A 24,541-nucleotide genomic window follows, 5' to 3' on the forward strand; every position below is an offset into this window, starting at 1 on the left:
TCTAGGTCGGCGCGGGGATGCGCAGCAATAGCCGCGCCCCGCCCAGCGGACTGTCTTCCAGCGAGGCCGTCCCACCGTGCAGGTGCGCCTGCTGGGCCACCAACGCCAACCCCAGGCCCGACCCCGAATGCGAGGCCGTCGATCCGCGCGAGAACCGCTCGAACACCACCTGGCGCTCGGACTCCGGGACGCCGCTGCCGTTGTCGTCGACGGCGATCTCGACCCCGGCGCGCGAGCTGACCGCCGACAGCTGGACCCGGGTGGCGCCGCCATGCTTGACGGCGTTGGCGATCGCGTTGTCGACGGCGAGGCGCAACCCGGCGGGCAGGCCGACGATGATGCAGGTCGGCGACGGTGCCAGGGAGACGTCGAGGTCGGGGTAGACCCGCATGGCGTCGTGCGCCGCGCGGTCGAGCAACTCGGTGATGTCGACCGGCACGTGATCGTCGGACGTCGACAGTTCGCCCTGGGCCAACCGCTCCAGCGCGCTCAGGGTGGCCTCGATGCGCGCCTGGGTGCGGATGACGTCGCTGACCACCTCTTTGCGTTGGTCGTCGGACAGGTCGAGGGTGGTGAGCACCTCGAGGTTGGTGCGCATCGCCGTGAGCGGGGTGCGCAACTCGTGGGAGGACACCGCGGCGAAGTCACGGGCCGAGGCGAGCGCCTCCTTGGTCCGGTTCTGCTCGTCCCAGATGCGCTGCAGCATCCCCCTCATCGCCTCCGCGATCTCGACGGCCTCGCTGGCGCCGTGCACTTCGACCCGCGGCGCCTCGTCTCCCGCGTCGATCGATCGGGTCTGCTGGGCGAGCTGTTTGAACGGGCGCACCGCGAACGCGGCCAGCAGCCAGGCGAACACCGCGGAAGCGCCGATGGCGAACCCGCAGATCAACATCACCCGTCGGTGCAGGTTGTTGGTCTCGGCGAGGGTGGCGTCGTAGGTGGCCCCGACGGCCAGCGAGCTCGGTCCCGGCCCGGGTATCTCCACCGTCCGGACCCGGTAGCGCACCCCGTTGACGTAGGCGTCGCCATAGTCGACGTCGAGTTTGGGCAGCGTGACGTCGGAATTCGACTTGACCAGGTTCCCGCGCCGGATCGTCATGATCGCGTCGCGGTCGTTCGGTGAGCGCGGGATTTCGTCGAGACCGCGCGGCAGGAAGGGGATCGCGAAGCCGGCGGCCTCGTCGAGCCGGCGGTCCAGCCGTTCCTTGCGGTCGTTGGTGATCCCGACCCAGACGACGGCGCCGACGATCAGCACCGGAATCGCCGCGCCGATGGCCGTCGCGAGCACCACCCGGGTCCGCAGCGAGGGCGTACGGGCAAAGATCCGGGACAGAAGGTTCATGACTGTGGTTACTGCATGACTACTGCATTCGCAGCACGAACCCGACTCCGCGGACCGTGTGCAGCAGCCGCGGACCGCCGTTGGCCTCCAGCTTGCGACGCAGATACCCGATGAACACGTCGACGACGTTGGTGTCGGCGGCGAAGTCGTAGCCCCACACCAGCTCCAGCAGTTGCGCGCGCGAGAGCACCGCGGTCTTGTGCTCGGCCAGCACCGCGAGCAGGTCGAACTCGCGCTTGGTCAGGTCGACGTCGACGCCGTTGACCCGGGCCCGGCGGCCAGGGATGTCGACCTCCAGCGGGCCGACCGTGATGGTCTCGGACGAAGAGGTCGCGGTGGAGCCGCGGCGGCGCAGCAGCGCCTTGACCCGCGCGACCAGCTCGGCCAGCACAAACGGCTTGACCAGGTAGTCGTCGGCGCCAGCCTCCAGCCCCGCCACCCGGTCGTCGACCGAGCTGCGCGCGGACAGCACGCACACCGGCACGTCGTTGTCCATGGCCCGCAGCGCCGTGACGACGCTGACGCCGTCCAGCACGGGCATGTTGATGTCGAGGACGATCGCGTCCGGGCGCGTCTCGGTGGCGCTGCGCAAGGCCTCGGCGCCGTCGACCGCCGTCGACACCTCGAATCCGGACAAGCGCAGGCCACGTTCCAGCGAGGCGAGTACGTCGGAGTCGTCGTCGACGACCAAGACCCGGGGCGAGGTGGGACCAGTGTCCATGCCGCCCATCTTGCCTGATTGTCCGCGGTGGCGGTGGGAGGCGCGGCTCAGCCGCGACCGGCCGCAATCACCGGCGACTCAGGCCGCTGAGCTGGACCGCGAGCTTCCGTCGCACGGCGGGGACCTGCGCGGCCAGGCGTATCACCGAGTTGCGGATCGGGCGCAACGGGCGCGGCAGGGTGGACATCCGGGTCAGTCGCCCGGTCAGTGTCAGCACCTGCTCGGCCCATCGCCGCTGGGTGGTGGCGTAGGCGTCCAAGGCCGTGTCGGGGCCGCCGCCCAGCACCTCGGTGAGCGCGCCGGCCAGTGCGATCGCATCGGTGATGCCGAGGTTCATGCCCTGGCCGCCGGCGGGGCTGTGCACGTGGGCGGCGTCGCCGGCCAGTAACACCCGGCCGGCCCGGTAGGTGTCGGCGACCCGGTGGTGGATGTGGAACCGTGTCCCCCACAGCAGCTCGGTGACCACCAACTCGCCGGATCCGAAGGTGCGGGAATCGAGCAGCGCCTGCACGAATTCGACCGACGGCGTCTTCGGTGCGTCCGCGGCCGGCGCGACGATGCGGAAAATGCCGCCGGGCAGCGGAGCCACCACGGTCAGGCCTTCCTTGGCGTAGAACAGGATCACCTCGTCGCGGGGCGCCGGGCCGGCCAGCCGGACGTCGGCGAGCGCGAAGGATTCGGCGAATTCGCTTCCGGCGAAACCGATTCCGGCCTGTTCGCGCACCGTGCTGTGCATGCCGTCGGCGCCGACGACGTAGCCGGCCCGGATGGTGTCGCCGTCGTCGAAGACGGCCGTGACACCGTCGGCGTCCTGCGTGAGGCGGCTCAGGGTCTTGGGCCGGATCACCTGGCCGCCCAGTTCGTGCAGCCGTTCCAGCAGCAGGCGTTCGGTGTCGGCCTGGGAGAGCATCAAGCTGAACGGATACTTCGTCGGCAGCGCGCTGAAGTCGACCGGGATCAGGATCCGCCGGCCCGCCCGCATGGTGAATCGCGGCGCGATCAGCCCCGCCTTGACCATCCGGCGGGCCACGTCGAGCTCTTCGAGCACCTCGAGCGTGCGGGCGTTCACGACGGCCGCGCGGGTGGTGTTCTGGCCCTCGGCCAGCGCGTCCACGACGACGGCGCGGACCCCGTTGGCGATCAGGGAAGCGCCCAATGCCAGGCCGGTCGGTCCGGCGCCCACCACCAGGACGTCGGTGTCGTTCATGGTCGGCTCCTCTCATTTCTTAGGTCAACGCTTGTTGGCATAACTCCATGGTGGCGCGGCGAGCGGGTGATGTCAACACTTGTTGGCCTACAATTGTTGACATGAGGAGATCTTCGGAGCAGACCAAGGCGGCGATCCTGGCGGCGGCGCGCGAGCGGTTCGGCGCGTCCGGTTTCCAGGCGGCGACCATTCGGGCGATCGCGGCGGACGCCGGGGTGGATCCCGCGATGGTGATGCGCTACTACGGCAGCAAGGACAAGCTGTTCGCCGCGGCGGCGGACTTCGACCTCAGGTTCCCGGAATTCGCCGAGGGGGAGCGCTCGCAGATCGGGCGGTCGGTGGTCCGTCATTTCCTCGAACGCTGGGAGGGCGACGATGCGCTGGTCATCCTGCTGCGGTCCAGCGCCACCAATGGCGAAGCCGCGCAACGGATGCAGGAGATTTTCGGCAGCCAGCTGCAGCCGTTGGTGGCGACGCTGGTGCCGCCCGGGGAATCCGGGGTGCGGGCCGGGCTGATCGCCACCCAGATCCTGGGTATGGCGTTGTGCCGCTTCGTGTTACGACTGCCGCCCGTCGTCGCGATGTCGCGCGACGAGATCGTCGACTGGCTCGGGCCAACCGTCCAGCGCTACCTCTCCGAGGCGGCGCGAGCAGAAGTAAAAGCCCCCTAAATTGGCCTCGATTAGGGGCTTTTGCGACTGCTCGCGGGTAGGCCGATGCGCCGGTAGCGGCCCAGCCGCGCGGAGAGCCGCTCGGCGGAAGGTATTTCGCGCAGCGCGCATACCTCGGCGGCGATGGCGCGCGACAGCCGTTGAGAAAACTCGGCCGGTTCGTCCGCGGCGTCCGGATGCTCGGGGACGATGGCGTCGACGATTCCGGACTCCAAAAGGTCGGCCGACCGAATGCCTTGGGCCCCAGCAAGTTCCGGGGCATGTACGGTGTCGCGGTACACGATCGCGCTGGCGCCCTCCGGCGGCAGCGGCGCGAGCCAGCCGTGCAGCGCGGCCAGCACCCGGTCGGCCGGCACCATCGCCAGCGCGGGACCGCCGCTGCCCTGGCCCAACAGCACCGACACCGTCGGCGTCTCCAGCGTGACGAGCTCGGCCAGGCACTGCGCGATCTGGCCGGCCAGCCCGCCCTCCTCGGCCTCGGCCGACAACGCCGGTCCGGCCGCGTCGATGAGCAGCACCAGCGGCAGCCGCAGCTCGGCGGCCAGCGCCATGCCGCGCCGGGCCTCGCGCAGCGACGCGGGCCCGACGAGCCCGCCGCTGATCCGCTGCTGCCCCAGCACCACCGCGGGCTGCCCGTTGAAGCGGGCCAGCGCCAGCAGGGTGGTCGCCGCCTCGCCGCGACCGGTGCCGGACAGCAGCACGCAGTCGGTGGCGCCGTGCCGCAGCAGGTGCCCGACGCCCGGGCGATCGGGCCGTCGCGAGGCGACGACGGAGTTCCACGCCGGCACGTCGGGCGTCGGCTCCGGTGGCGCTGCCGCGGGCGGCGCGTCGGGCGGATCGGCGATCACCCGCAGGGCGCGGTCCAGCGTCGGGCGCAGCTCGTCGAGCGCGACGACGCCGTCGATAACCCCGTGCCGCTGCAGGTTCTCCGCGGTTTGGACGCCGGCCGGGAACGGCTCGCCGTAGAGCAGCTGGTAGACGCGGGGCCCGAGGAAGCCGATCAGGGCGCCGGGCTCGGCGATCGTGATGTGGCCCAGCGAGCCCCAGGAGGCGAACACGCCGCCGGTGGTCGGGTGGCGCAGGTAGACCAGGTAGGGCAGGTGTTCTCGTTTGTGCAGCGTGACGGCCGCGGCGATCTTCACCATTTGCAGGAACGCGACCGTGCCCTCCTGCATGCGGGTGCCGCCCGAGCTCGGGGAGGCCAGCAGCGGCAGCAGCTCGGCGGTGGCGCGCTCCACCGCGGCGGTGATTCGTTCGGCCGCGCCGACGCCGATCGAGCCGCCGAGGAAGTCGAATTCGCACACCACGACCGCGACGCGGCGCCCGCATATGCGGCCCTCGCCGGTCAGCACCGCTTCGTCCCGTCCGGTGGCGGCGCGGGCGTCGGCGAGCTCGCGCGCATAGGACTCGGACACCGGCACGGTCATCGGCTCGCTGTCCCAGCTGACGAACGAGCCCTCGTCGAGCACGGCATCCCGCAGTTGTTCGGTCGTGATACGAGTCACCAGACGAGGCTATATAGGCTGGGTGAATGATCGGCGTCACCCAGACCGAAGCCGTTATGACCATCGAGCTGCAGCGTCCCGAGCGCCGCAATGCCCTGAATTCCCAGCTCGTCGACGAGTTGCGCGAGGCGATCCAGAAGGCCGGAGACGACGGGTCGACGCGCGTGATCGTGCTCACCGGGCAGGGCACCGTGTTCTGCGCTGGCGCGGACCTGTCGGGCGACGCCTTCGCCGCCGACTACCCAGACCGGCTCATCGAGCTGCACAAGGTCATGGATGCGGCGCCGATACCGGTGATCGGCGCGATCAACGGCCCGGCCATCGGCGCCGGCCTGCAGCTGGCCATGCAGTGCGACCTGCGGGTCGCCGCACCGGACGCGTTCTTCCAGTTTCCGACCTCGAAATACGGCCTGGCCCTTGACAACTGGAGCATCCGCCGGTTGTCTTCGCTGGTCGGTCACGGGCGTGCCCGCGCGATGTTGCTGACCGCGGAGAAACTGACCACCGAGGTGGCGCTGCAGACCGGAATGGTCAACCGCATCGGGACGTTGGCCGACGCGCAGGCCTGGGCCGCCGAGGTGGCGCAGCTGGCCCCGCTGGCGATCCAGCACGCCAAGCGGGTGCTCAACGACGACGGCGCCATCGAGGAGGCCTGGCCGGAGCACAAGGAGCTCTTCGACAGGGCCTGGGCCAGTCAGGACGTCGTCGAGGCGCAGGTCGCGCGGATCGAGAAGCGGCCACCGAAGTTCCAGGGAGCCTGACAGTCATGCCGCGGGGGGCGCTGCGACTGGCCGCCGGCACGGCCTCGCTGGCGGTCGGCAGTTGGTTGGTGCGTGCGCTGCACGGCGCGCCGGCCGCCCTCGGTGCGTCGCCCGCCTCGATCCGCGCGGTGGTGGAGGGGTCGCCGCATTATTCCGACGGCGCGTTCGTCAACCTCGACCCGGCGTCGATCTACAAGATGAACCGCGAGGAGCTGCGGCTCATCGTGTGGGAGTTCCTGGGTAACCGTGGCGGCAGCCGTCCGCGGGCGCCGATCCCGCTGGCCGCCCCGGAAATATTCGACGGCGACGCCGCCCGGCTGGCGGTCAGCTGGTTCGGTCACTCGACCGCGCTGCTGGAAATCGACGGCTACCGCGTGCTGACCGATCCGGTCTGGAGCAACCGATGCTCGCCGTCGGACACCGTCGGGCCCCAGCGGCTGCACCCGCCGCCGGTGCAACTGGAAGGGCTGCCCGCCGTCGACGCGGTGGTGATCAGCCACGACCACTACGACCACCTCGACATCGACACCGTCATGGCGCTGACATACACGCAGCGGGCCCCGTTCTTCGTGCCGCTCGGGGTCGGCGCCCACCTGCGCGCGTGGGGGATTCCCGAGCACCGCATCATCGAACTCGACTGGCATCAGGGCGCCAAGCTCGACGAGCTCACGGTGATTTGCATGCCGGCGCGGCACTTTTCGGGCCGCTTCTTCGATCGCAACACCACGCTGTGGGCGTCGTGGGCCTTTCTTGGTCCCCGCCACCGCGCCTATTTCGGCGGCGACACGGGTTACACCAAGAGCTTCGCGCAGATCGGGGCCGACCACGGCCCGTTCGACCTGACCCTGTTGCCGATCGGCGCCTACAACACTGCGTGGCCGGACATCCACATGAACCCGGAGGAGGCGGTTCGCGCGCACCTGGACGTCACCGACTCGGGGTCGGGACTGCTGGTGCCGGTCCACTGGGGGACTTTCCGGCTGGCCCCCCACCCATGGGCCGAGCCCGTCGAGCGGTTGCTCGCGGCGGCGGACCCCGCCAGGGTCGAGGTGGCCGTGCCGTTGCCCGGCCAGCGCATCGATCCCGCCGCACCGCGCAGGTTCAATCCCTGGTGGCGGCTCTGACTCGTTAGAGCTCGGGTTGGTCGCGCTCGTACACCGCCACCCGATCGTGTTGGCCCCACCATTATGCGACCGTCGCCTGTGGCGCCGCCTTGGCCGTCGCCGACGTAGATGACGCGATTCCCTTGTAGGTCAGTCCGTGTCGAAGACCTTTCGCCGCGCCCTCTTGCAGATAAATGTGGCGCCGCGTCGTGTCCGCGGCGGCTCCGGGATGTTAAGTCCGGCGCGCACCGTCGCCGCGCTAAAGTGAGCGGCCATGACGAAACGCGCCGCGACGGTCGCGTCGCTGGTTTTGCTCGCGTTGACGGCGTGTGGGCCCGCGCGTCCGGTGTCCGCCCCACCGCCCGCGGTGTCCGGCGCGCCGCCCAACGAGGTGTCGGGCGTGGCGATCCCCGCCGGCCGGATCGACCAGGCCGTGTCCAAGGTCGACGGCCTGGTCGGCGAGCTGATGAAAAGCACCGGCATCCCCGGCATGGCCGTCGCCATCGTTCATGGCGGTAAGACCATATACGCCAAGGGCTTTGGGGTCAGGGACGCAAGCAAGAGCGATGGGCCGGACAACAAGGTCTACGCCGACACCGTCTTTCAATTGGCGTCGGTATCGAAATCGGTCGGGTCGACGGTGGTGGCACACGAGGTCGCCGACAACGCCGTCACCTGGGACACGCCCGTGGTGTCCAGGCTGCCGTGGTTCGCGCTGCGTGACCCGTGTGTCACCGGCCACGTGACCATCGCCGACCTGTACTCGCATCGGTCCGGGCTGCCCGACCACGCCGGTGACAAGCTGGAGGCCCTGGGCTACGACCGCCGACAGGTGCTCGACCGCCTGAAGTATCTGGCGCTGGCGCCCTTCCGGAACAGCTACGCCTACACCAACTTCGGTGTGACCGCGGCCGCCGAGGCGGTCGCGGCCGCGGCGGGCAAGACATGGGAGGACCTGTCTGCGGACGTGTTGTACCGCCCGCTGGGGATGACGGCGACGAGTTCGCGGCTCGCCGACTTCCTCGCCAGGCCCGACCACGCCGTCAACCACGTCAAGGTCGGCGACAAGTGGGAGCCGCGGTTCCAGCGCGATCCGGATCAGCAGTCGCCCGCGGGCGGGGTGAGCTCCTCGGTCAACGACATGGCGCACTGGCTGATCATGTTGTTGGGCAACGGGACCTACGAGGGCCAGCGGATCGCCTCGCCGGAAGCCCTGCTGCCGGCCACCACCGCGCAGGTGATCGCGTCTCCCGCGACGACGCCGAAGGCGCGCTCCGGTTTCTACGGCTACGGCTTCAATGTGTCGGTGACGTCGTCGGGCCGCACCGAGTACAGCCATTCCGGCGCCTTCGCGTTGGGGGCGGCGACGAACTTCGTGGTGCTGCCGTCGGAGGATGTGGGCATCATCGCGCTGACGAACGCGGCACCGATCGGTGTGCCGGAGACGCTGACCGCCGAGTTCATGGATCTGGTGCAGTACGGCGAGGTTCGGGAAAACTGGGCCGAGCTGTACAAGCAGGCGATCGGCTGGATGAACAACCCGGAAGGATCGCTGGTCGGAAAGCAGCCCCCGCCCAACCCAGCCCCCGCGCGACCGCTGCGCGACTACGTCGGCGTCTATGCCAGCGACTACTGGGGGCCGGCCGTCGTGACCGAGCGCGACGGCGCGCTGCAGCTGTCGCTGGGGCCGAAGAATCGGACGTTCACCTTGGCGCACTGGGACGGCGACACCTTCACCTTCCCGGTGTCGGACGAAAACGCCCCGCCCGGAACGATTTCCAAAGCTGTGTTTTCCGGCCGTGCCCTGAACCTCGAATACTTCGACTCCGACAAGTTGGGAACCTTCACCCGATGATCGCGGGCCTTACCGATGCCGAGGTGGCACAGCGGGTCGCCGAGGGCAAGAGCAACGCCGTCCCGGAACGCGCCACCCGCAGCGTCGCGGCCATCGTTCGGGCCAACGTCTTCACCCGAATCAACGCGATCCTCGGCGTCCTGCTGGCGATCGTGCTGGCGACGGGCTCGGTGATCAATGGCCTGTTCGGCCTGCTCATCATCGCCAACAGCGTCATCGGCATGGTGCAGGAGATCCGGGCCAAGCAGACGTTGGACAAGCTCGCGATCGTCGGGCAGGCGAAACCGTTGGTGCGCAGGAAATCCGGGACCACCACGCTGATGCCCGGAGAGGTCGTGCTGGACGACATCATCGAGCTTGGCTCCGGCGACCAGGTCGTCGTCGACGGCGAGGTCGTAGAGGGGGAGAACCTCGAGGTCGACGAATCGCTGCTGACCGGCGAGGCGGACCCGATCACCAAGGCCCCGGGCGACGCCGTGATGTCCGGCAGCTTCGTCGTCACCGGCGTCGGCGCCTACCGCGCCACCAAGGTCGGCCCGGAGGCCTATGCCGCCAAGCTCGCCGAGGAGGCCAGCAAGTTCAGCCTGGTGAAATCCGAACTGCGCAACGGGATCAACCGAATCTTGCAGTTCGTCACCTACCTGTTGTGGCCGGCCGGGCTGCTGACGATCTACACCCAATTCTTCACCACGCACGCCGGCTGGCGGGAGTCGGTGCTGCGGACAGTGGGCGCGCTGGTGCCGATGGTGCCCGAAGGGCTGGTCCTGCTGACGTCGGTCGCGTTCGCGGTCGGGGTCGTCCGGCTCGGCCAACGCCAATGCCTGGTGCAAGAACTGCCCGCGATCGAGGGATTGGCGCGCGTCGACGTGGTGTGCGCCGACAAGACCGGCACCCTGACCGAAAGCGGCATGCGGGTCTCCGAGGTCGAGGAGCTCTCGCAATCCGAACCGGTCGCCGACGCGCTGGCCTCGCTGGCCGCGGCCGACGCCCGCCCCAACGCGAGCATGCGGGCGATCGCCGAAACCTGTGACCGGCCCCCGGGGTGGATCCCCACCGCGACTGCGCCTTTCAAATCGGCCACCAAATGGAGCGGCGTGTCCTTCGGCGACCGCGGCGACTGGGTGATCGGCGCGCCCGACGTGCTGCTGGATCCGGCGTCGGAGGCCGCCGAACGCGCCGAGGGCATCGGGGCCCGCGGGCTGCGGGTACTGCTACTCGGTCGCGCCGAGGTGGCCGTGGATCACCCCGACGCGCCGGGCCGCGTCACCCCGGTCGCACTGGTGGTGCTCGAGCAGAAGGTGCGCCCCGACGCACGCGACACGCTGGATTATTTTGCGGCCCAAGATGTCTCGGTCAAGGTGATCTCGGGCGACAACGCCGTGTCCGTCGGCGCCGTCGCCGGCAAGCTCGGGCTGCGCGGCGACACGATGGACGCGCGTCAACTGCCAACGGACCCGGCCGAGTTGGCCGACGCGCTGGACAGCCACACCACGTTCGGGCGGGTGCGGCCAGACCAGAAGCGCGCCATCGTGCGGGCGCTGCAATCGCACGGCCACAGCGTGGCGATGACCGGCGACGGCGTCAACGACGTGCTGGCGCTCAAGGACGCCGACATCGGGGTCGCGATGGGCGCCGGCAGCCCGGCGTCGCGCGCGGTCGCGCAGATCGTCTTGCTGGACAACAGGTTTGCCACGCTGCCGTATGTCGTCGGCGAGGGCCGGCGGGTGATCGGCAACATCGAGCGGGTCGCCAGCCTGTTCTTGACCAAGACGGTGTACTCGGTGCTGCTGGCGCTGTTCGTGGGCATCGAATGCCTGCTCGCCAAGCCGCTCAAGGCCGACCCGCTGCTGTACCCGTTTCAGCCGATCCACGTCACCATCGCGGCGTGGTTCACCATCGGCATCCCGTCGTTCATCCTGTCGCTGGCACCCAACAACGAACGCGCGTACCCGGGCTTCGTGCGCCGGGTGGTGTCGTCGGCGCTGCCGTCCGGCCTCGTCGTCGGCGCGGCGACGTTCGCCTCCTACCTGGTGGCCTACCACGGGCGTCACGCCGACTTCCGCCAACAGGAGCAGGCGTCGACGGCGGCACTGATCACGTTGCTGGTGACCGCGCTGTGGGTGCTCGCGGTGGCGGCGCGGCCCTACCAGTGGTGGCGGGTGGCGCTGGTCGCGTTCTCCGCCCTGGCGTACGTGGTGATCTTCGGCCTCCCGCTGGCGCAGGAGAAGTTCCTGCTCGACCCGTCGAACCCGAGGGTGACGTCGGCCGCGGTGGCGATCGGGGTGGTGGGCGCCGCGGCGATCGAGGCGACGTGGTGGATCCGGGCCCGGCTGCTGGGGGTGCGACCGCGGCTGTGGCGGGAGCCGGTGACGGCCGGCAAGTAAAATTCCGGGCGGATCCTCGGGGAAGGGGAGCGAGATGGGATTCCTGGACAAGGCCAAGGACCTGTTGGCGCAGAACGCCGACAAGGTCGAAACGGCGATCGACAAGGCCGGCGAATTCGTCGACGACAAGACGCAGGGCAAGTACTCCGACACCATCCACAAGGTGCAGGAAGAGGCGAAGAAGGCCGCCGACTCCGCCACCTCCGACGACCACAACTAGAGCGCATGGCGAAACTCTCCGGATCGATCGACGTACCACTGCCGCCCGAGGTGGCCTGGAAGCACGCCTCCGACCTGTCGCGGTACAAGGACTGGCTGACCATCCACCGGGTGTGGCGCAGCACGCTGCCCGACGACATCGACAAGGGGACGGTCGTCGAGTCGATCGTCGAGGTCAAGGGCATGTACAACCGCATCAAGTGGACGGTCGTGCGCTACAAGCCGCCCGAAGGCATGACCCTCAACGGCGACGGCGTCGGCGGCGTCAAGGTGAAGCTGATGGCCAAGGTGCGGCCCGCGGACGAGGGCTCCACCGTCGGCTTTGACGTGCACCTCGGCGGTCCCGCGCTGTTCGGGCCGATCGGCATGATCGTGGCCGCCGCGCTGCGCAGCGACATCAACCAATCGCTGCAGAACTTCGTCAGGGTGTTCACCGCCGCCGATCCGCACACCAACGGTGACGGCGGCGTCCGTCGCTGATCGCCCGCCGATGAGTTTTCTTCTCGGCGGTAGTCGATAGGTGTGAACCCCGATGACGGGGTCCAGACACCTACAGGAGGAGATCATCGTGCCCACCCGTGACGGCGCGCCGCTGGGCGCACCCTGCTGGATCGACCTGACGACGTCGGACCTGGACCGCGCCCAGGACTTCTACGGCACGGTGTTCGGCTGGACGTTCGAGTCCGCCGGGCCCGAGTATGGCGGATACGTTAACGCCGCCAAGGACGGCCACCCCGTCGCGGGCCTGATGGCCAACCGCCCCGAGTTCGGGTCGCCGGACCAGTGGGCCACCTACTTCCACACCGCGGACGTCAATGCGACGGTGTCCGCGATAACCGCGGCGGGTGGCTCGCTGTGCATGGGGCCGATGGAAGTCCCGGCCAAGGGCCACATGGCCGTGGCGACCGACCCGTCCGGAGCGTTCTTCGGGCTGTGGCAGCCGTTGCAGCACCACGGCTTCAATGTGATCGGGGAGGCCGGCTCCCCCGTATGGCACCAGCTGACCACGCGTGACTTCCGTGCCGCGGTCGACTTCTACCGCGAGGTGTTCGCATGGAAGACCGAGCAGGTTGGTGACACCGACGAATTCCGTTACACCACGGCGTCGTTCGGCGACCAACAGCTGCTCGGCGTGATGGACGGCACCGCCTTCCTGCCCGAGGGCGTGCCGTCAAACTGGAGCATCTTCTTCGGCGCCGAGGACGTCGACAAGACGCTGGCGGTGATCGTCGACAACGGCGGCGCGGTGGTGCAGGCGGCCGAGGACACCCCGTACGGACGGTTGGCGGCGGCGACCGACCCGACGGGCGTCGTCTTCAACCTGTCGTCGCTGCAGAGCTAGCGGGCGTTAATCACACGGGCGCAGGGGCGGGTCGGCTAATCTCCCAACCATGACTCGCCGCCTGCGCCCTGGTTGGCTGGTGGCGTTTTTCGCGCTGCTCATCTCGGCCAGCACTTGGATGCCGTGGCTGACGACGGCGGCGGGCGGCGGGGGCTGGGCCAACGCCATCGGCGGGACGCACGGCAACCTGATATTGCCGAAGGGCTTCGGCGCGGGACAGCTCATCGTGTTGCTGTCCTCGACGCTGCTGGTGACGGGGGCGATGGTCGGCCGCGGCCTGTCGGCGAAGATTGCTTCGGTTGCGGCGCTGGTCATTTCGCTGCTGATCGTGGGGCTCACGGTGTGGTACTACAAGCTCAACGTCAACCCGCCGGTGTCGGCGGAATACGGCCTTTACGTCGGCGCCGTCGGCGCGGCCTTCGCGGTGGCGTGCTCGCTGATGGCGGTGATCACGGCGCTGACTTCCCGTCGGTGACGCTCAGCCCGACGGGAACTCGTGCTTGCCCGAGGCCGCGCTGTCCTCGGGCTCGTTGACGCCGAACACGAAGGGCGCGAACACGATTTCGCGCCCGTCGGGGTCGCGATACGTGACCGCGCCCGTGGCCTCCCAGTACGGGTGCTGCTGCACGGGCATTCGGCCGGCCGCCTGCAGCCGCGCGGTCGCGGCCTGCTGCGCCTCGGCGTCGGGGAAGTACAGGCACAGCTGTTCGTGGGGATCCACGGCGACGGGCTCGACCGACTCGACGATCTCCAGCGTCAGGTTCCAGCTGGGCAGGCCGAAGATCGCGCCGTTGCTGCCGTAGCTGGCCTCGAACGTCTCATACAGCGGCAGCCCCACCAGCTCACGGTAAAACCGCACCGTCTCTTCGAAGTTCGACGAGCGCCGGGCGAAGCGCAGGCCGCCCAGGGGCGCCAACTGCGGCGGCCAGTGCGTGTGTCGGCGGCGGTGCGGCATCGTCACAGCCCGACCGCGCTGGCCGCCGACTCCGCGGTATGCCAGCGCCGCAGCTGGTCGCCGGGCGCCCACGTCGAATGCGTGCCGCTGGAAATGCGTTCGGGCAGTTGGAGTTTGCAAACCGGGCCGTCACCGATGCAGGTGGCATCGAAGACCAGGCAGTACGAGGCGTCGGCGTTCATGTCGGTGGTCAGGGTGACCAGGTAGCCGTCGTCCTCACCGCTCCCGCCGACCCGCGGCGCCATCGCGGTCTCGCTTCCGTAGACACCGTCGCCGAAGGAGATGCCCTCCTGGTTCCCGGTGAGCACGTCGTGTTTGACCAGGCCGTCGAACAGGAACCAACCGAGTTTGCCGGTGGCGGCGTAGGTGTACCGGTAGGCGCTCGTGGCATAGTCGGGGTTGATGGTCCCGAACTCGGTGATCGAGTCCGACAGCCGCTCCTCCGTCACCGCGCCGGTGACCAGGTTGAAGCGCCACCGGTGCAGGCGGGCCTGCAGCCGATCTAGCGCCAGGAACCGAAAGAGCTTCTCCCACTTGGTTCCCCCGGTGTCGAGCGGCTGGGGGTCGCCCTCGAAGAAGCCGTCGAGCACGATCTCGTCGCCGTCCTCGTAGGCGTTGACGAAGTGCAGCACGAAGGTCGGGTCCGCCTCGAACCATCGGATGTCGGCTGTCGAGCCGCGGCGGGGGAGGACGGCGAAGCGCGACGGGATGTCGGGGTAGAACCGCGGCAGGTGCACGTCGTGCTCGAGCAGGCGCGGGTCCCAAAACAGCGGGAAATCGTTGAGTATCACGTAGTTTTCGGTGAACGCCATGTCGTGCGGCAGCCGTGGCCCGGGCAGCGGGATGTCGACGTAGTGGACCAGTTCGTCGCTCTGGTCGACCACGCCGTAGCGCATGTAGGGCTCCTGCTTGCTGTAGTTGAAGAACAGCAGCTCGCCGCTCTTGCCGTCGACCTTGGGATGCGCCGACACGCCCCAGTCGTTGGGGAAGCGCCCGTTCCAGGTCTCCTTGCCGATCGTGTCGGCCGAGTACGGGTCGACCCGGTACAGGTCGCCGCACTGATAAAAACTGGTCAGCGCGATTCCGCGGTGCACGATCACGTCGGTGCTCGACGCGTCCTTCATCCGGGTGCGAGCGCCCCAGCCGTCCTCCCGCTTGGTCAGTTGCACCGCCTCGGCCAACCCCGGCCACAGCGGCTCGCCGGCCTCGTTCTCCGCGAGGAAACCGTCCGTGCGGATAAAACGGTTGCGGTAGAAGGCCTTTCCGTCGCGGAAGCCGACCACGTGCAGCATGCCGTCGCCGTCGAACGGGTGGTAGGTCTTCAGCGCCGGGTGCAGCGGGTTCTCGGTGTTGCGCAGGTAGATGCCGTCCAGGTCGCGGGGGATTTCACCCTCCACGGCCGTGAGGTCGTCGGCGTCCCACTCCGTCGTCTGCGGGCGCCAGGGGCCGGTCCGGTAGGGGTGGTCGTCGTCTTCGGGCAGGGTCGAAAGATACTTGCCCACGATCTCAACGTCCATGATCAAATCCCTTTGCTGACAACGAAACTGACCGTGGTGGCGGTGCTGCCGCCGAAGTTCAGGGTGCCGAAGGTCTTCGCGTCCTCGACCTGGTAGTCGCCGGCCGCGCCGCTGACCTGTCGGGCCGCGTCGAGCAGCATCCGAACGCCCGACGCGCCGACGGGGTGCCCGCCGCCGATCAGTCCGCCGCTGGGGTTGATGGGCAGCCGGCCGCCGATCTCGATCTCGCCGTTTTCGATGGCCTTCCACGATTCGCCCGGGCCGGTGAGCCCGATGTGGTCGATGGCGAGGTACTCGCTGGGCGTGAAGCAGTCGTGCACCTCGAACCCGTCGACGTCGTCGAGAGTCACGCGCGCCCGGCGCACGGCGTCGAGGACCGCCGCGCGCACGTGGGGCACCACATAAGGGTCGTCCGCGGCGCGGTCGAGTTTCTGCCGCAGCCCGAGCCCTACCGTGCGGTGTCCCCACCCGTCGATGCGGCCGATCGGGCGCGCGTCCGGGTGGTCGCGCAGGTATGTGTCGTTGACCAAGACCAGGCCCGCGCCGCCGTCGGTCATCTGGCTGCAGTCGAACCGGCGTAGCCGACCCTCGGTGATCGGGTTGGTCGCGTCGTCGTCGGTGATCGGGTCGGGCACCGTCCACCCGCGCGTCTGGGCGGTGGGGTTGCGCCGCGCGTTGGCGAAGTTCAGCTGCGCGATCGCCCGCAGGTGCGTGTCGTCCAGGCCGTAGCGCCGGTCGTACTCGTCGGCGATCTCGGCGAACATCGACGGCCACAGGTAGCGAGCGCCGGCGCCCTCGTGTCCGGTCCATGCGGCGGCGCCGAGATGCTGGGCGGCGGTGTCACCCGGGACCGTCTTCTCCAGCTCGATGCCCACCACCAGCGCGGTGTCGTAGGCGCGCGACCGCAGATCGGCCATCGCCGATAGCGCGGCGATGCTGCCGGACGCGCACGCGGCCTCGTGCCGCGAGGCCGGGGTGTCCCACAGCTCGTCGCACACGGTGGCCGGCATCGCGCCGAGGTGACCCTGGCCGGCGAACATCTCGCCGAACGCGTTGCCGACGTGCACGACGTCGATGTCGGCGGCGCCGACTTTCGCCGCGGTGAGCGTTCCGTCGACGACCTCGGCGGTCAACGAGGCGAAGTCGCGGCCCTCCTTGGTGAGGTTGCGAGCGAAATCGCTTTGGTAGCCGCCCAGTATCCACACGCCAGTCGAGCCGTCCATATGCCGCACGCTACTCCTGGACGGTTCGGCCGAGTGGCCAAAAAGGGACGGCCCCGTCGGCTCTCGGGCTGAACCGACGGGACCTAGACGAACGCGAAGGCCGGCCGACGCATTCGCCTCTTTTGGAACATTGCCGCCAGGCGTGATCGACAAACAAATTGGCTAAACCTGACAGCCGATCGTCAGAACTGGCGCTGACCTGGGGCAATTCGGCTTTGCGCTGCTCAGGGCGCTGCGGCGTCTCGCGCGGGCTCGGTCTGCTGCTGCCCGAGGGCTTGGGCGTCGGCGCGGTCGAGGGTCGCCAGGTCGATGCCCTTGGTCTCGCGGGCGGCCAGCGCGGACACGGCGCTCACCGCCGCGGTGGCCGCCAGGTACCAGGAAATCGGTACCGAAGACTTGAAGGTCTCGAGCAGGCGAACCGCGATGATCGGTGCCAGCGAACCGGCGACGATCGAGGTGACCTGGTAGCCGAGCGACACCCCGGAGTAGCGCATCCGGGTCGGGAACATCTCCGCCATGGCCGCCGGCTGGACGGCGTACATGACGCCGTGGAACACCAGGCCGATGATGACGGCCGCGAGGATGATCGCGTTGCGGCGGCTGTCCATCATCGGGAAGGCGAAGAACCCCCACGTGCACGCGCAGACCGCGCCCACGAAATATATTGGACGCCTGCCGAATCGGTCACTGAGGCCGCCGGCCAGCGGGATCACCAGGAAGTGCACGGCGTGCGCGATGAGCAACCACGACAGGATCGCCTTGGTGTTGGTGTGCACGTGCACCTTGAGGTAGGTAATGGTGAAGGTGACCACCAGGTAGTACATGGTGTTCTCGCCGAGACGCAGGCCCATGGCGGTGAAAACGCCGCGCGGGTAACGCTTTAAGACCTCGATAGCGCCCAACTGCCTGGCCTTGGTGCGGTCGACCTCCCGTTGCGCCTCGAGGAAGATGGGCGCGTCGGTCACCTTCGTGCGGATGTAGTAGCCGATCAGCACGACGGCCGCGGACAACCAGAACGCGACGCGCCAGCCCCAGCTCAGGAACGCCGCGTCCGAGAGCGTCCACGTGAGAATCAGCAATATCGCCGTGGCCAGCATGTTGCCGACGGGCACCGCGGCCTGCGGCCAGCTCGCCCAGAAACCGCGGCTGGAATTTGGGCTGTGCTCGGCGACCAGCAGGACGGCGCCGCCCCACTCGCCGCCGACGGCGAAGCCCTGGAGGAAGCGCAGCACCACTAGCAGCGCGGGGGCCCAGTATCCGACCTGGGCGAAGGTGGGCAGACAGCCCATGAGCACGGTGACGGCGCCGACCAGCAGCAGGCTGAACTGCAGCAGCTTCTTGCGCCCGTACCGATCCCCGAGTTGGCCGAAGACGAGCCCGCCGAGTGGGCGAGCGGCGAAGCCGACGGCGTAGGTCACGAAGGCGGCGAGGATGGCGTCGAGGTCGTTGGCGCTGTGCGGGAAGAACACCTTGCTGAACACCAGCGTGGCGGCGGTGCCGTAGAGGAAGAACTCGTACCATTCGACGACGGTGCCGGCCATGGACGCCGCGACAACGCGGCGAAGGAACGTCCGGTTTTGGAATGGGTCCTGCTGCAACTGATTAGGGACACTCACCGGATGTCCTCCTGGCGGACCGCGGGTTTATCAGGCGGATGGCAGCGTACCTGGCCCGGGTTACAGATCCCATAGCGCGAGCAGACGCAGAATCGCACGCACGAGGCTCGTACGGTGCGATTCTGCGTCTGCTCGGCAGAAAGCACGCCGCGCGCGGTTGAGCTGAAACCGATGAGTTGCGACACGGTCACGGATGCATACCTATCCGCTGCTCGCTGGTCACATTAGCCCCGTGAATCACTATCGTCACATGAGCCAGCTGCGGACGTCAATTGCGACGGCCCGCTCCCGGGAAAGGTGTGACATTGACGGCGATTCCCCGGATCGTGTCGTTATCGATGGCGTCGGCGACCGCCCTCGGTTTCTTCGTCGTGGTCGGCCCCGCGCCGACGGCGAACGCCACTCCCTGCGGCGCGCCCGAAGCAAACGTCGACCCCCCAGCCGCGCCTCCTGCGATGCCGGCCCCCCAACCCGTCGTCCAACCGCCGACCGGACGTCGGCCCACTCACACGAACGACCAGGCGCCGCTGCCGAAGCTGGGTCCGCTGATTTCCTCGTTGCTCAGGCCGGGAACGACGGGCGGCCAGCGCTACTCCGCGCCGATCCAGCCCCAGGCCGGCGTCGTTCCGCCGCCCGGGCCCAACCCACCCGCGCCGGGCGTCCCGCAAGTGCCCAACGCGGCCCCGGTCCAGCCGCAGCCGGTCCCACAGCCGGCGGCGCAGCCGGCGCCCCCGCCCCCGGCCAATATCGCGGGGGCACCGACGTCGCTGGTCGACTGGGTGACCGGACCGGAGGGCCCGAACAAGACCCTCCAACGATTCAGCATCTCCGGGACCGACCTCGGGATCATCTGGGACAACGGCGATCCCGCCAACCGCCAGGTCTTGATGGCCTTCGGTGACACGTTCGGCTATTGCAAGGTCCGCGGCCAGCAATGGCGGTATAACACGCTGTTCCGCAGCTCGGACCGCGATCTGTCGCACGGAATCCACATCGCCGACGGGGTGCCCAACGATAGGTATTCCGGTTCCCCGGTGTGGGCGTCCAACCTTTCCAAGCAGGTCGTCAACACGATCCACAAGGCGCCGCACGAGACCGGCATCATTCCGACCACCGGCATGTCCATCGGGCGAACCCAATACCTGAGCTACATGTCCATCCGGCAGTGGGGCCGGGATGGGGAATGGCAGACGAACTACTCAGCGATCGCGAGATCCGTTGACAACGGCCAGAACTGGGGGATCTTCCCCAGCAGCATTCGCACGGCGTCGCCGGACGCGATCCCGGGGGTTCCGTTCACGCCGGGCAATGAGAACTTCCAGATGGGCGCGTTCATGAAGGGGAACGACGGTTACATCTACCAGTTCGGCACCCCGTCGGGGCGCGGCGGTGCGGCGTTCCTGTCCCGTGTGCCCCCGAATTACCTGCCGGACCTGAGCAAGTACCAGTACTGGAACGGCGACAACGGCGGACATTGGGTGGCCGCTAATCCCGGGGCGGCGACGCCGCTGTGGCCCGGGCCGGTCGGGGAGATGTCGGCGCAGTACAACACCTACCTCAAGCAGTACCTGGTGCTCTACACCAACGGTGGCAGCAACGACGTCGTGGCGCGGACCGCGCCGACGCCGACCGGACCGTGGAGCGGAGAGCAACCGCTGGTGTCGTCGTTCCAGATGCCAGGCGGCATCTACGCGCCGATGATCCATCCGTGGTCGTCGGGGCGGGACCTGTACTTCAACCTGTCGCTGTGGTCGGCGTACGACGTGATGTTGATGCACACCGTTCTGCCATAGTGGCGATCGCAAGCGCGGCGTAGCCGGGCGCAGCGGGTCGCCACCATCGGACCAAGCGGACACGCGTTGTCAGCAGTCACCGGGGCTTGCTGCAACGTCGTCACACCCTCAGACTGGTTGATATGCGCGATCGGGAGGCGATCGACCAAGAGTTGCGGCTCATCGCTCTTGGGCGCCAATCGATGGGTGAGCAGAATCGGCCGTCGATCCGGGACATCGACGCGCTGCTCGACGAGCGCTTGGGCCACCCCGTCGAGGTCATCGAAACCGAGCCGATCGACGAGGTTGCGGTGCCCACCGAGACTTCATCGCCGCGCAACGCGTCCCGAGGCCGCAAGCGTTCTCGTCGCCGCATCGTTCCCCTCGCGGCGCTGCCGTTGTCTTTACTGGCCGTCGCCGCCGCTGTCGTGGCGGTCATGTTCGCCGCGCATAGATCGGACCCGGCGCCGTCGGCCGACCCAGCATTACCGTCGGCCGCCCCGCCCCCGGCGGCCGCCCCGCCGCCGCCGGTTGCTCAACCCAGCCCCGCCGCGCCGGTAGCGCACGCTCCGTCACTGGAGATAGTCGACCGGGCATTCATCGGCGCGCTCAAACAGGATGGCGTGCCGGTTCCGAGTAACGAGTACGTGACGAGCCACGGGCACGCGGTCTGCGAGTTCCTAGCGAACCAGCCCGACTTCTCAGAGGCCGTCCGCGTCCTGCAGCAATCGACGATCTGGGACGCCAATCAAAGCGCCAGCGTCGCGGCCGGTGCCATCGTCGCGTACTGCCCTCAGTACCAACCTTCCGGCCAGGAGCACCTCCAGACGGGGTTCCAAAACGCCCTCTCGAGTCTGCAGGCCATCGAGCGTGATCTGCAGGGGATTCAAGGCAATTTGCAGGACATTCGGGAGGGCCTGCCGCCCATTCCGGGTCAGCAGTAGTCCCAGTCATCTCGACTTGGTGCCTGGGCTCAGAGGATCAACTCTCTTATACGTGGAGTGTCAAGGATCAGCCGAAGTAACTGTCACGCATCAGCCGAAACACATTGATCAGACCGAAATTGGGAAAGGATAACGGCAGTGCATCTCTGAAACGTGATGGTAACGTGCGCTTTTCGATAGCACTGTCGATCACAGTCACCAGTTGCGAATGCCCGCCGCCGCGAACAACGCGCCGCCAAAGAGCGCGGTCACCGAAACCTGCGACACCCGTCTAAAGAGCCTTACCAAGTCCCACCAAAAGCACGCCCAAAATGGACGCCCCGAATAATAACGCTATAGTGGCGATGCCGAGTGGCAGCGCAACGGCGAGGACGAGTGGCAATGCAACGCCAAGAAGTGGAATGGAAATAGCGATTAAAAGTGGAATTATAATAGCGAATAAGATTAGTATTAGAAAAAGGAATAGCAGTGGAAGTAAAGGCGATGTGGCAGGATCGGTGAACAAATTGGCCCAAATGGTGAAGTCCTGAAAAAAGGCAGCGATGGCGTCCTCAGCGCCTGCATACACGCCCGCACTGGCAGTCAAGTGCTGGGCAAACTGCTCATAAGACGCAGCCGCTTCCCCGGCCAGCTCCTGATACTCCTGGCCATAACCGGGGAACAGGTGTGCGATACCCGCCGACACCTCATCGGCGGCGGCAGGCAGCACCTGCGTCGTTGCGGCCGCCGCCGTCAGGTGCGCCGCGTTGAGCGTGTCGCCAATAGTCGCCAAGTCCATTGCCGCCTGGTCCATCAGTTCGGGCACCGCGATCACAGCCGACATCTCTGAACCTCCTGGAAAGCGGCGGGTAGTGCTGCAATGCAGCCTCGCACGAAACGACGGGGCCACCTTAAGTAATCGACTACGTGCGCGGACTTTGCTAACCACGTGCCACGCCGCCGAGACAATCGCACGTTAATCGCACGTCCCCTGTTGGTGTGGCTGTCAGAAATAGCCTCTGAGCTGCAAAAATAAGCCAGTGCCCCCGGCAGGATTCGAACCTGCGACACCGGCTTTAGGAGAGCCGTGCTCTATCCCCTGAGCTACGAGGGCGGACGGGCTGAGCTTACCGGGGACAGCACGCGCGGCGACGGCTCACCGCAGTTCGGCGATGACCTTCGCGAACGCGTCGAGGTTGTTGTCCTGCACGGTGAAGCAGCTCAGGCCGTACTTCTCGCGGAGCCCAATCAGGGTGTCCGCCATCTCGCGGGGTGACCCGCTGAGCACCGACGGCATGGACAGCAACTGCTCATCGGACAGGTCCGGCGCGTACTGGCGGGTCATCCTCAAATCGGGTGCGCTCTCACCCTCGCGCGGCATCGCGGTGATCACCATGTTCAGCTCCAGCGCGTCGAACCGGTCACCCGCGGCGTTGCGAACGAACTCGATGCGTTCGGCCAGCGGGTCGTCGACGTCGTGCACCCTGGCGCCGGTCAGCCCGATGATGTCGGCGTGCCGGGCGGCCAGCGTCAGGACCCGGTCGCCGTTGCCGGCGATGAGGATCGGCGTCGTGGGCTGATGTTCCTTCAGGTATGTCGTCATGTGTTCGAGGTAGTCGACGCGCGCGCCGGCGCTAGGGTACGGCAGCTCGGCGGCCTCGAATTCCTCCTTGACATAGCCGGTGCCGAGGCCGATCTCGAGGCGGCCATCGCTGAGCACGTCGAGAGCCTGCAGGTCCCTGCTGAGCAGGGCCGGCTTGTAGAACGCGGCGTTGAGCACATACATGCTCAGCTTGATCCTGCTCGTCACCATCGCGACCGCGGTCAGCGTCGGCGACGGCGCCGCCGCGCCGAGATGGTCTGGCACACACAAGATGTCGTATCCGAGATCTTCGGCCCGCTTCACCTTGTCGACCAACGCCGAGCGCGACTTGAAGAACCGCATGCTCAACCCGAAGCGAAAATCCTTGCCCACCAACAACCTCCGTTCGATGACCAGAAACACTTACCAGGAACGCGCGGCGGCCGCCAGGCCCCGCACCAGCTCAGAGGTGACCGGCGACAAGCCGTCGGCGCCCGGCAGCGGGCTGCGCGGACTAAGGCCCCGCACCCGGACCGACAGTTCCAGCTGGGTCCCGCCGTCGCGCACCCGGTTCACCGGGTTGTTGGGATGCAGGCCCCGCAGTTCCACCGGGATGTGGTCGATGTCGGTGACCACCTGATAGCCGGTCAGCCGGACATGCCGCGCCAGGTGGGCCGTCAGCGCGCGGTTGCGTCCCCCGGCGAGCAGCTGGGTGCCGCGCCCGATGCGGCCGTAGCCGTGCAGCGAGACGGCGACGTCGACATGGTCGAGAAACTCTGCCAGCAACGGGGACTCGTCCGGGTCATAGCGGGCCGACGGCAGGTGGTGCGGGTAGCGGTCGGGATGGCGCACCACATACAAAGATGCGTCGGCGGCCTCGGCGGCGCGTTCGGCGATGACGTCCGTCATCTCCTCCAGGCCGCCCCCATGGATGGCGAGAAAACCGAAACGCGAGCGCAGCCGGCTCTCCTCGGTCACGCCGGGCTCGCTCAACAACGCCGAAAGTGATTGCGGTGCAGGGGTCGTCGCGGCGACGGGTCGGGGCCAGCGGGACGGATCCCAGCGGCGCAGAAAGTCGATCCATCGTTGCGGCAGCCCGTGTTGCGCGGCGCCGTCGATGATCCTGGGCAGATAACCCGGTCGGGGCGGGCCCGGGATCACCCGGTGATCGATGTAGACCCAGGCCGGCGACGGCCCGTCGCTGGTGTGCACGGTCAGCCGGTCGCGCCGGTACCGCACCGGCACGCCCTCGGCGCTGTCCAGCGTCGCCAGGTCGTCGTCGGACACTTGCCACAACACCCCGTGCACCTCGTTGCCGGCGAACGGCTCGACGGTGGCCACGCCGCGCTGGTTGATCAGCCAGTCGTGGTCGGCCAGCACCGCTGGGCGCGGATCCGCGGCGTCGGGGCAGCGCAGCGCCATCTGCCTGACGCACAGATTCGACCCGTATGCGAAATAGGGGTGCCGGCGGGCCGGCATCTAGGCGGTCACCGTCTGGGCGCTGAGAACTTCGACCAAGCTAACTCCCGCGAGCCTCTCCACGGACGACGACGTTCCCATAGTGCCGTACGGGATGACCCGGGCGCTACGTGCCGGTCACCGAAGGATCGGTCCGGCACTCGACGGCGGTGGCGGCGGCGGCGGGTTCGGCTTAGGCGGAGGGAGCGGCCGAGGTGGTGGAGCCGGCGTCCCGGAGGGGGGCGGCGCTTTCGGCGGCGACGGCGGCGGGTACCGCGGCGGCACCGGGTGCGTCCCCGCGGGCGGCGGCGGCAACACGACCGGCGGCGGGAGGATCACCGGCGGCGGCAGCACCACGACGGGCGGGGGCAGCACGACAGGGGGC

The 24,541-nt window shown here is 68.2% G+C and carries 23 protein-coding genes and 1 tRNA gene; 12 read left to right on the top strand and 12 right to left on the bottom strand.

Features of this window, described 5'->3' with window-relative positions; translation table 11 throughout:
* Nucleotide 1 precedes the first annotated feature (1 nt).
* Genes A9X00_RS15530 through A9X00_RS15540 form a run of 3 tightly spaced genes read right to left on the bottom strand, consistent with a single transcriptional unit; the run spans nt 2 to nt 3,270 of the window.
* A complete protein-coding gene (locus tag A9X00_RS15530) occupies nt 2-1,342 on the bottom strand; it encodes a HAMP domain-containing sensor histidine kinase (RefSeq protein ID WP_067154901.1) in 1,341 nt (446 codons plus the stop codon).
* A gap of 19 nt (nt 1,343-1,361) precedes the next feature.
* Nucleotides 1,362-2,072, bottom strand: coding sequence for a two-component system response regulator PrrA (gene prrA, locus A9X00_RS15535; RefSeq protein WP_142276448.1), 711 nt, complete (start codon nt 2,070-2,072; stop codon nt 1,362-1,364).
* Nucleotides 2,073-2,130: 58 nt separating this feature from the next.
* Nucleotides 2,131-3,270 carry an FAD-dependent monooxygenase gene (locus A9X00_RS15540; protein WP_067154904.1) on the bottom strand — a complete coding sequence of 380 codons (1,140 nt, stop codon included), beginning with the start codon at nt 3,268-3,270 and terminating at the stop codon, nt 2,131-2,133.
* A gap of 101 nt (nt 3,271-3,371) precedes the next feature.
* Between A9X00_RS15540 and A9X00_RS15545 the strand changes: the two genes are divergently transcribed.
* Entirely contained in the window at nt 3,372-3,941 is a 570-nt protein-coding gene (locus tag A9X00_RS15545; protein ID WP_067154907.1) for a TetR/AcrR family transcriptional regulator, read from the top strand.
* 11 nt (nt 3,942-3,952) lie between these two features.
* Here A9X00_RS15545 and A9X00_RS15550 read toward each other — a convergent pair whose 3' ends face one another.
* On the bottom strand, nt 3,953-5,446 hold the full coding sequence (locus tag A9X00_RS15550; RefSeq protein ID WP_067154910.1) for a carboxyl transferase domain-containing protein: 1,494 nt from the start codon (nt 5,444-5,446) through the stop codon (nt 3,953-3,955).
* Nucleotides 5,447-5,472: 26 nt separating this feature from the next.
* On the opposite strand from A9X00_RS15550, the gene A9X00_RS15555 reads away from it, so the two are divergent.
* The 8 genes from A9X00_RS15555 (at nt 5,473) to A9X00_RS15590 (ending at nt 13,585) form a co-directional block, all read left to right on the top strand.
* Complete coding sequence (locus A9X00_RS15555) at nt 5,473-6,207, top strand: enoyl-CoA hydratase (protein ID WP_067154913.1); 735 nt, start codon at nt 5,473-5,475, stop codon at nt 6,205-6,207.
* Nucleotides 6,208-6,212: 5 nt separating this feature from the next.
* Entirely contained in the window at nt 6,213-7,331 is a 1,119-nt protein-coding gene (locus A9X00_RS15560) for an MBL fold metallo-hydrolase (protein WP_067154916.1), read from the top strand.
* Between the two features lie 253 nt (nt 7,332-7,584).
* On the top strand, nt 7,585-9,165 hold the full coding sequence (locus A9X00_RS15565) for a serine hydrolase (protein WP_067154919.1): 1,581 nt from the start codon (nt 7,585-7,587) through the stop codon (nt 9,163-9,165).
* Nucleotides 9,162-11,549, top strand: coding sequence for a cation-translocating P-type ATPase (locus tag A9X00_RS15570; RefSeq protein WP_067154922.1), 2,388 nt, complete (start codon nt 9,162-9,164; stop codon nt 11,547-11,549). Before A9X00_RS15565 ends, A9X00_RS15570 begins: the two co-directional genes overlap by 4 nt.
* A gap of 34 nt (nt 11,550-11,583) precedes the next feature.
* Nucleotides 11,584-11,769 (top strand): antitoxin, encoded by a 186-nt coding sequence (locus A9X00_RS15575; RefSeq protein ID WP_067154925.1) that lies wholly within the window; start codon nt 11,584-11,586, stop codon nt 11,767-11,769.
* A 5-nt stretch (nt 11,770-11,774) separates the two neighbouring features.
* Complete coding sequence (locus tag A9X00_RS15580; protein ID WP_067154929.1) at nt 11,775-12,248, top strand: SRPBCC family protein; 474 nt, start codon at nt 11,775-11,777, stop codon at nt 12,246-12,248.
* Between the two features lie 88 nt (nt 12,249-12,336).
* Complete coding sequence (locus tag A9X00_RS15585) at nt 12,337-13,110, top strand: VOC family protein (RefSeq protein WP_067154969.1); 774 nt, start codon at nt 12,337-12,339, stop codon at nt 13,108-13,110.
* 49 nt (nt 13,111-13,159) lie between these two features.
* Entirely contained in the window at nt 13,160-13,585 is a 426-nt protein-coding gene (locus tag A9X00_RS15590; protein ID WP_067154932.1) for a hypothetical protein, read from the top strand.
* Between the two features lie 3 nt (nt 13,586-13,588).
* On the opposite strand, the gene A9X00_RS15595 is transcribed toward A9X00_RS15590, so the two are convergent.
* The 4 genes from A9X00_RS15595 to A9X00_RS15610 all read right to left on the bottom strand — a co-directional run bounded on the left by A9X00_RS15595 (nt 13,589) and on the right by A9X00_RS15610 (nt 18,421).
* Nucleotides 13,589-14,065 (bottom strand): VOC family protein, encoded by a 477-nt coding sequence (locus tag A9X00_RS15595; RefSeq protein ID WP_067154935.1) that lies wholly within the window; start codon nt 14,063-14,065, stop codon nt 13,589-13,591.
* 2 nt (nt 14,066-14,067) lie between these two features.
* Nucleotides 14,068-15,582 (bottom strand): carotenoid oxygenase family protein, encoded by a 1,515-nt coding sequence (locus tag A9X00_RS15600; protein WP_067154938.1) that lies wholly within the window; start codon nt 15,580-15,582, stop codon nt 14,068-14,070.
* A 2-nt stretch (nt 15,583-15,584) separates the two neighbouring features.
* Nucleotides 15,585-16,805: an acetyl-CoA acetyltransferase gene (locus A9X00_RS15605; RefSeq protein ID WP_067154941.1), complete on the bottom strand. Its 1,221-nt coding sequence runs from the start codon at nt 16,803-16,805 to the stop codon at nt 15,585-15,587.
* Between the two features lie 224 nt (nt 16,806-17,029).
* The gene (locus A9X00_RS15610; protein ID WP_067154944.1) at nt 17,030-18,421 is read right to left on the bottom strand and encodes an MFS transporter; all 1,392 of its coding nucleotides are present in this window, start codon (nt 18,419-18,421) and stop codon (nt 17,030-17,032) included.
* 338 nt (nt 18,422-18,759) lie between these two features.
* On the opposite strand from A9X00_RS15610, the gene A9X00_RS15615 reads away from it, so the two are divergent.
* Entirely contained in the window at nt 18,760-20,214 is a 1,455-nt protein-coding gene (locus A9X00_RS15615) for a DUF4185 domain-containing protein (protein WP_082975316.1), read from the top strand.
* A 122-nt stretch (nt 20,215-20,336) separates the two neighbouring features.
* Entirely contained in the window at nt 20,337-21,137 is an 801-nt protein-coding gene (locus A9X00_RS15620) for a DUF732 domain-containing protein (RefSeq protein ID WP_067154947.1), read from the top strand.
* Between the two features lie 271 nt (nt 21,138-21,408).
* Here the strand turns inward: A9X00_RS15620 and A9X00_RS15625 are convergent, their stop codons facing one another.
* The 4 genes from A9X00_RS15625 to A9X00_RS15640 form a co-directional block, all read right to left on the bottom strand.
* Nucleotides 21,409-21,960 carry a PE family protein gene (locus tag A9X00_RS15625; RefSeq protein ID WP_067154950.1) on the bottom strand — a complete coding sequence of 184 codons (552 nt, stop codon included), beginning with the start codon at nt 21,958-21,960 and terminating at the stop codon, nt 21,409-21,411.
* Between the two features lie 197 nt (nt 21,961-22,157).
* Nucleotides 22,158-22,230, bottom strand: a tRNA-Arg gene (locus A9X00_RS15630).
* A 42-nt stretch (nt 22,231-22,272) separates the two neighbouring features.
* Complete coding sequence (locus A9X00_RS15635; protein ID WP_082975317.1) at nt 22,273-23,097, bottom strand: LLM class F420-dependent oxidoreductase; 825 nt, start codon at nt 23,095-23,097, stop codon at nt 22,273-22,275.
* Between the two features lie 24 nt (nt 23,098-23,121).
* Nucleotides 23,122-24,177 (bottom strand): poly-gamma-glutamate hydrolase family protein, encoded by a 1,056-nt coding sequence (locus tag A9X00_RS15640; protein WP_067154953.1) that lies wholly within the window; start codon nt 24,175-24,177, stop codon nt 23,122-23,124.
* Nucleotides 24,178-24,271: 94 nt separating this feature from the next.
* On the opposite strand from A9X00_RS15640, the gene A9X00_RS31930 reads away from it, so the two are divergent.
* A partial coding sequence (locus tag A9X00_RS31930) for a hypothetical protein (RefSeq protein ID WP_232006833.1) occupies nt 24,272-24,541 on the top strand: 270 nt, incomplete at its 3' end.

This window comes from Mycobacterium sp. 1245805.9, assembly GCF_001672915.1.
Taxonomy (GTDB): Bacteria; Actinomycetota; Actinomycetes; order Mycobacteriales; family Mycobacteriaceae; genus Mycobacterium.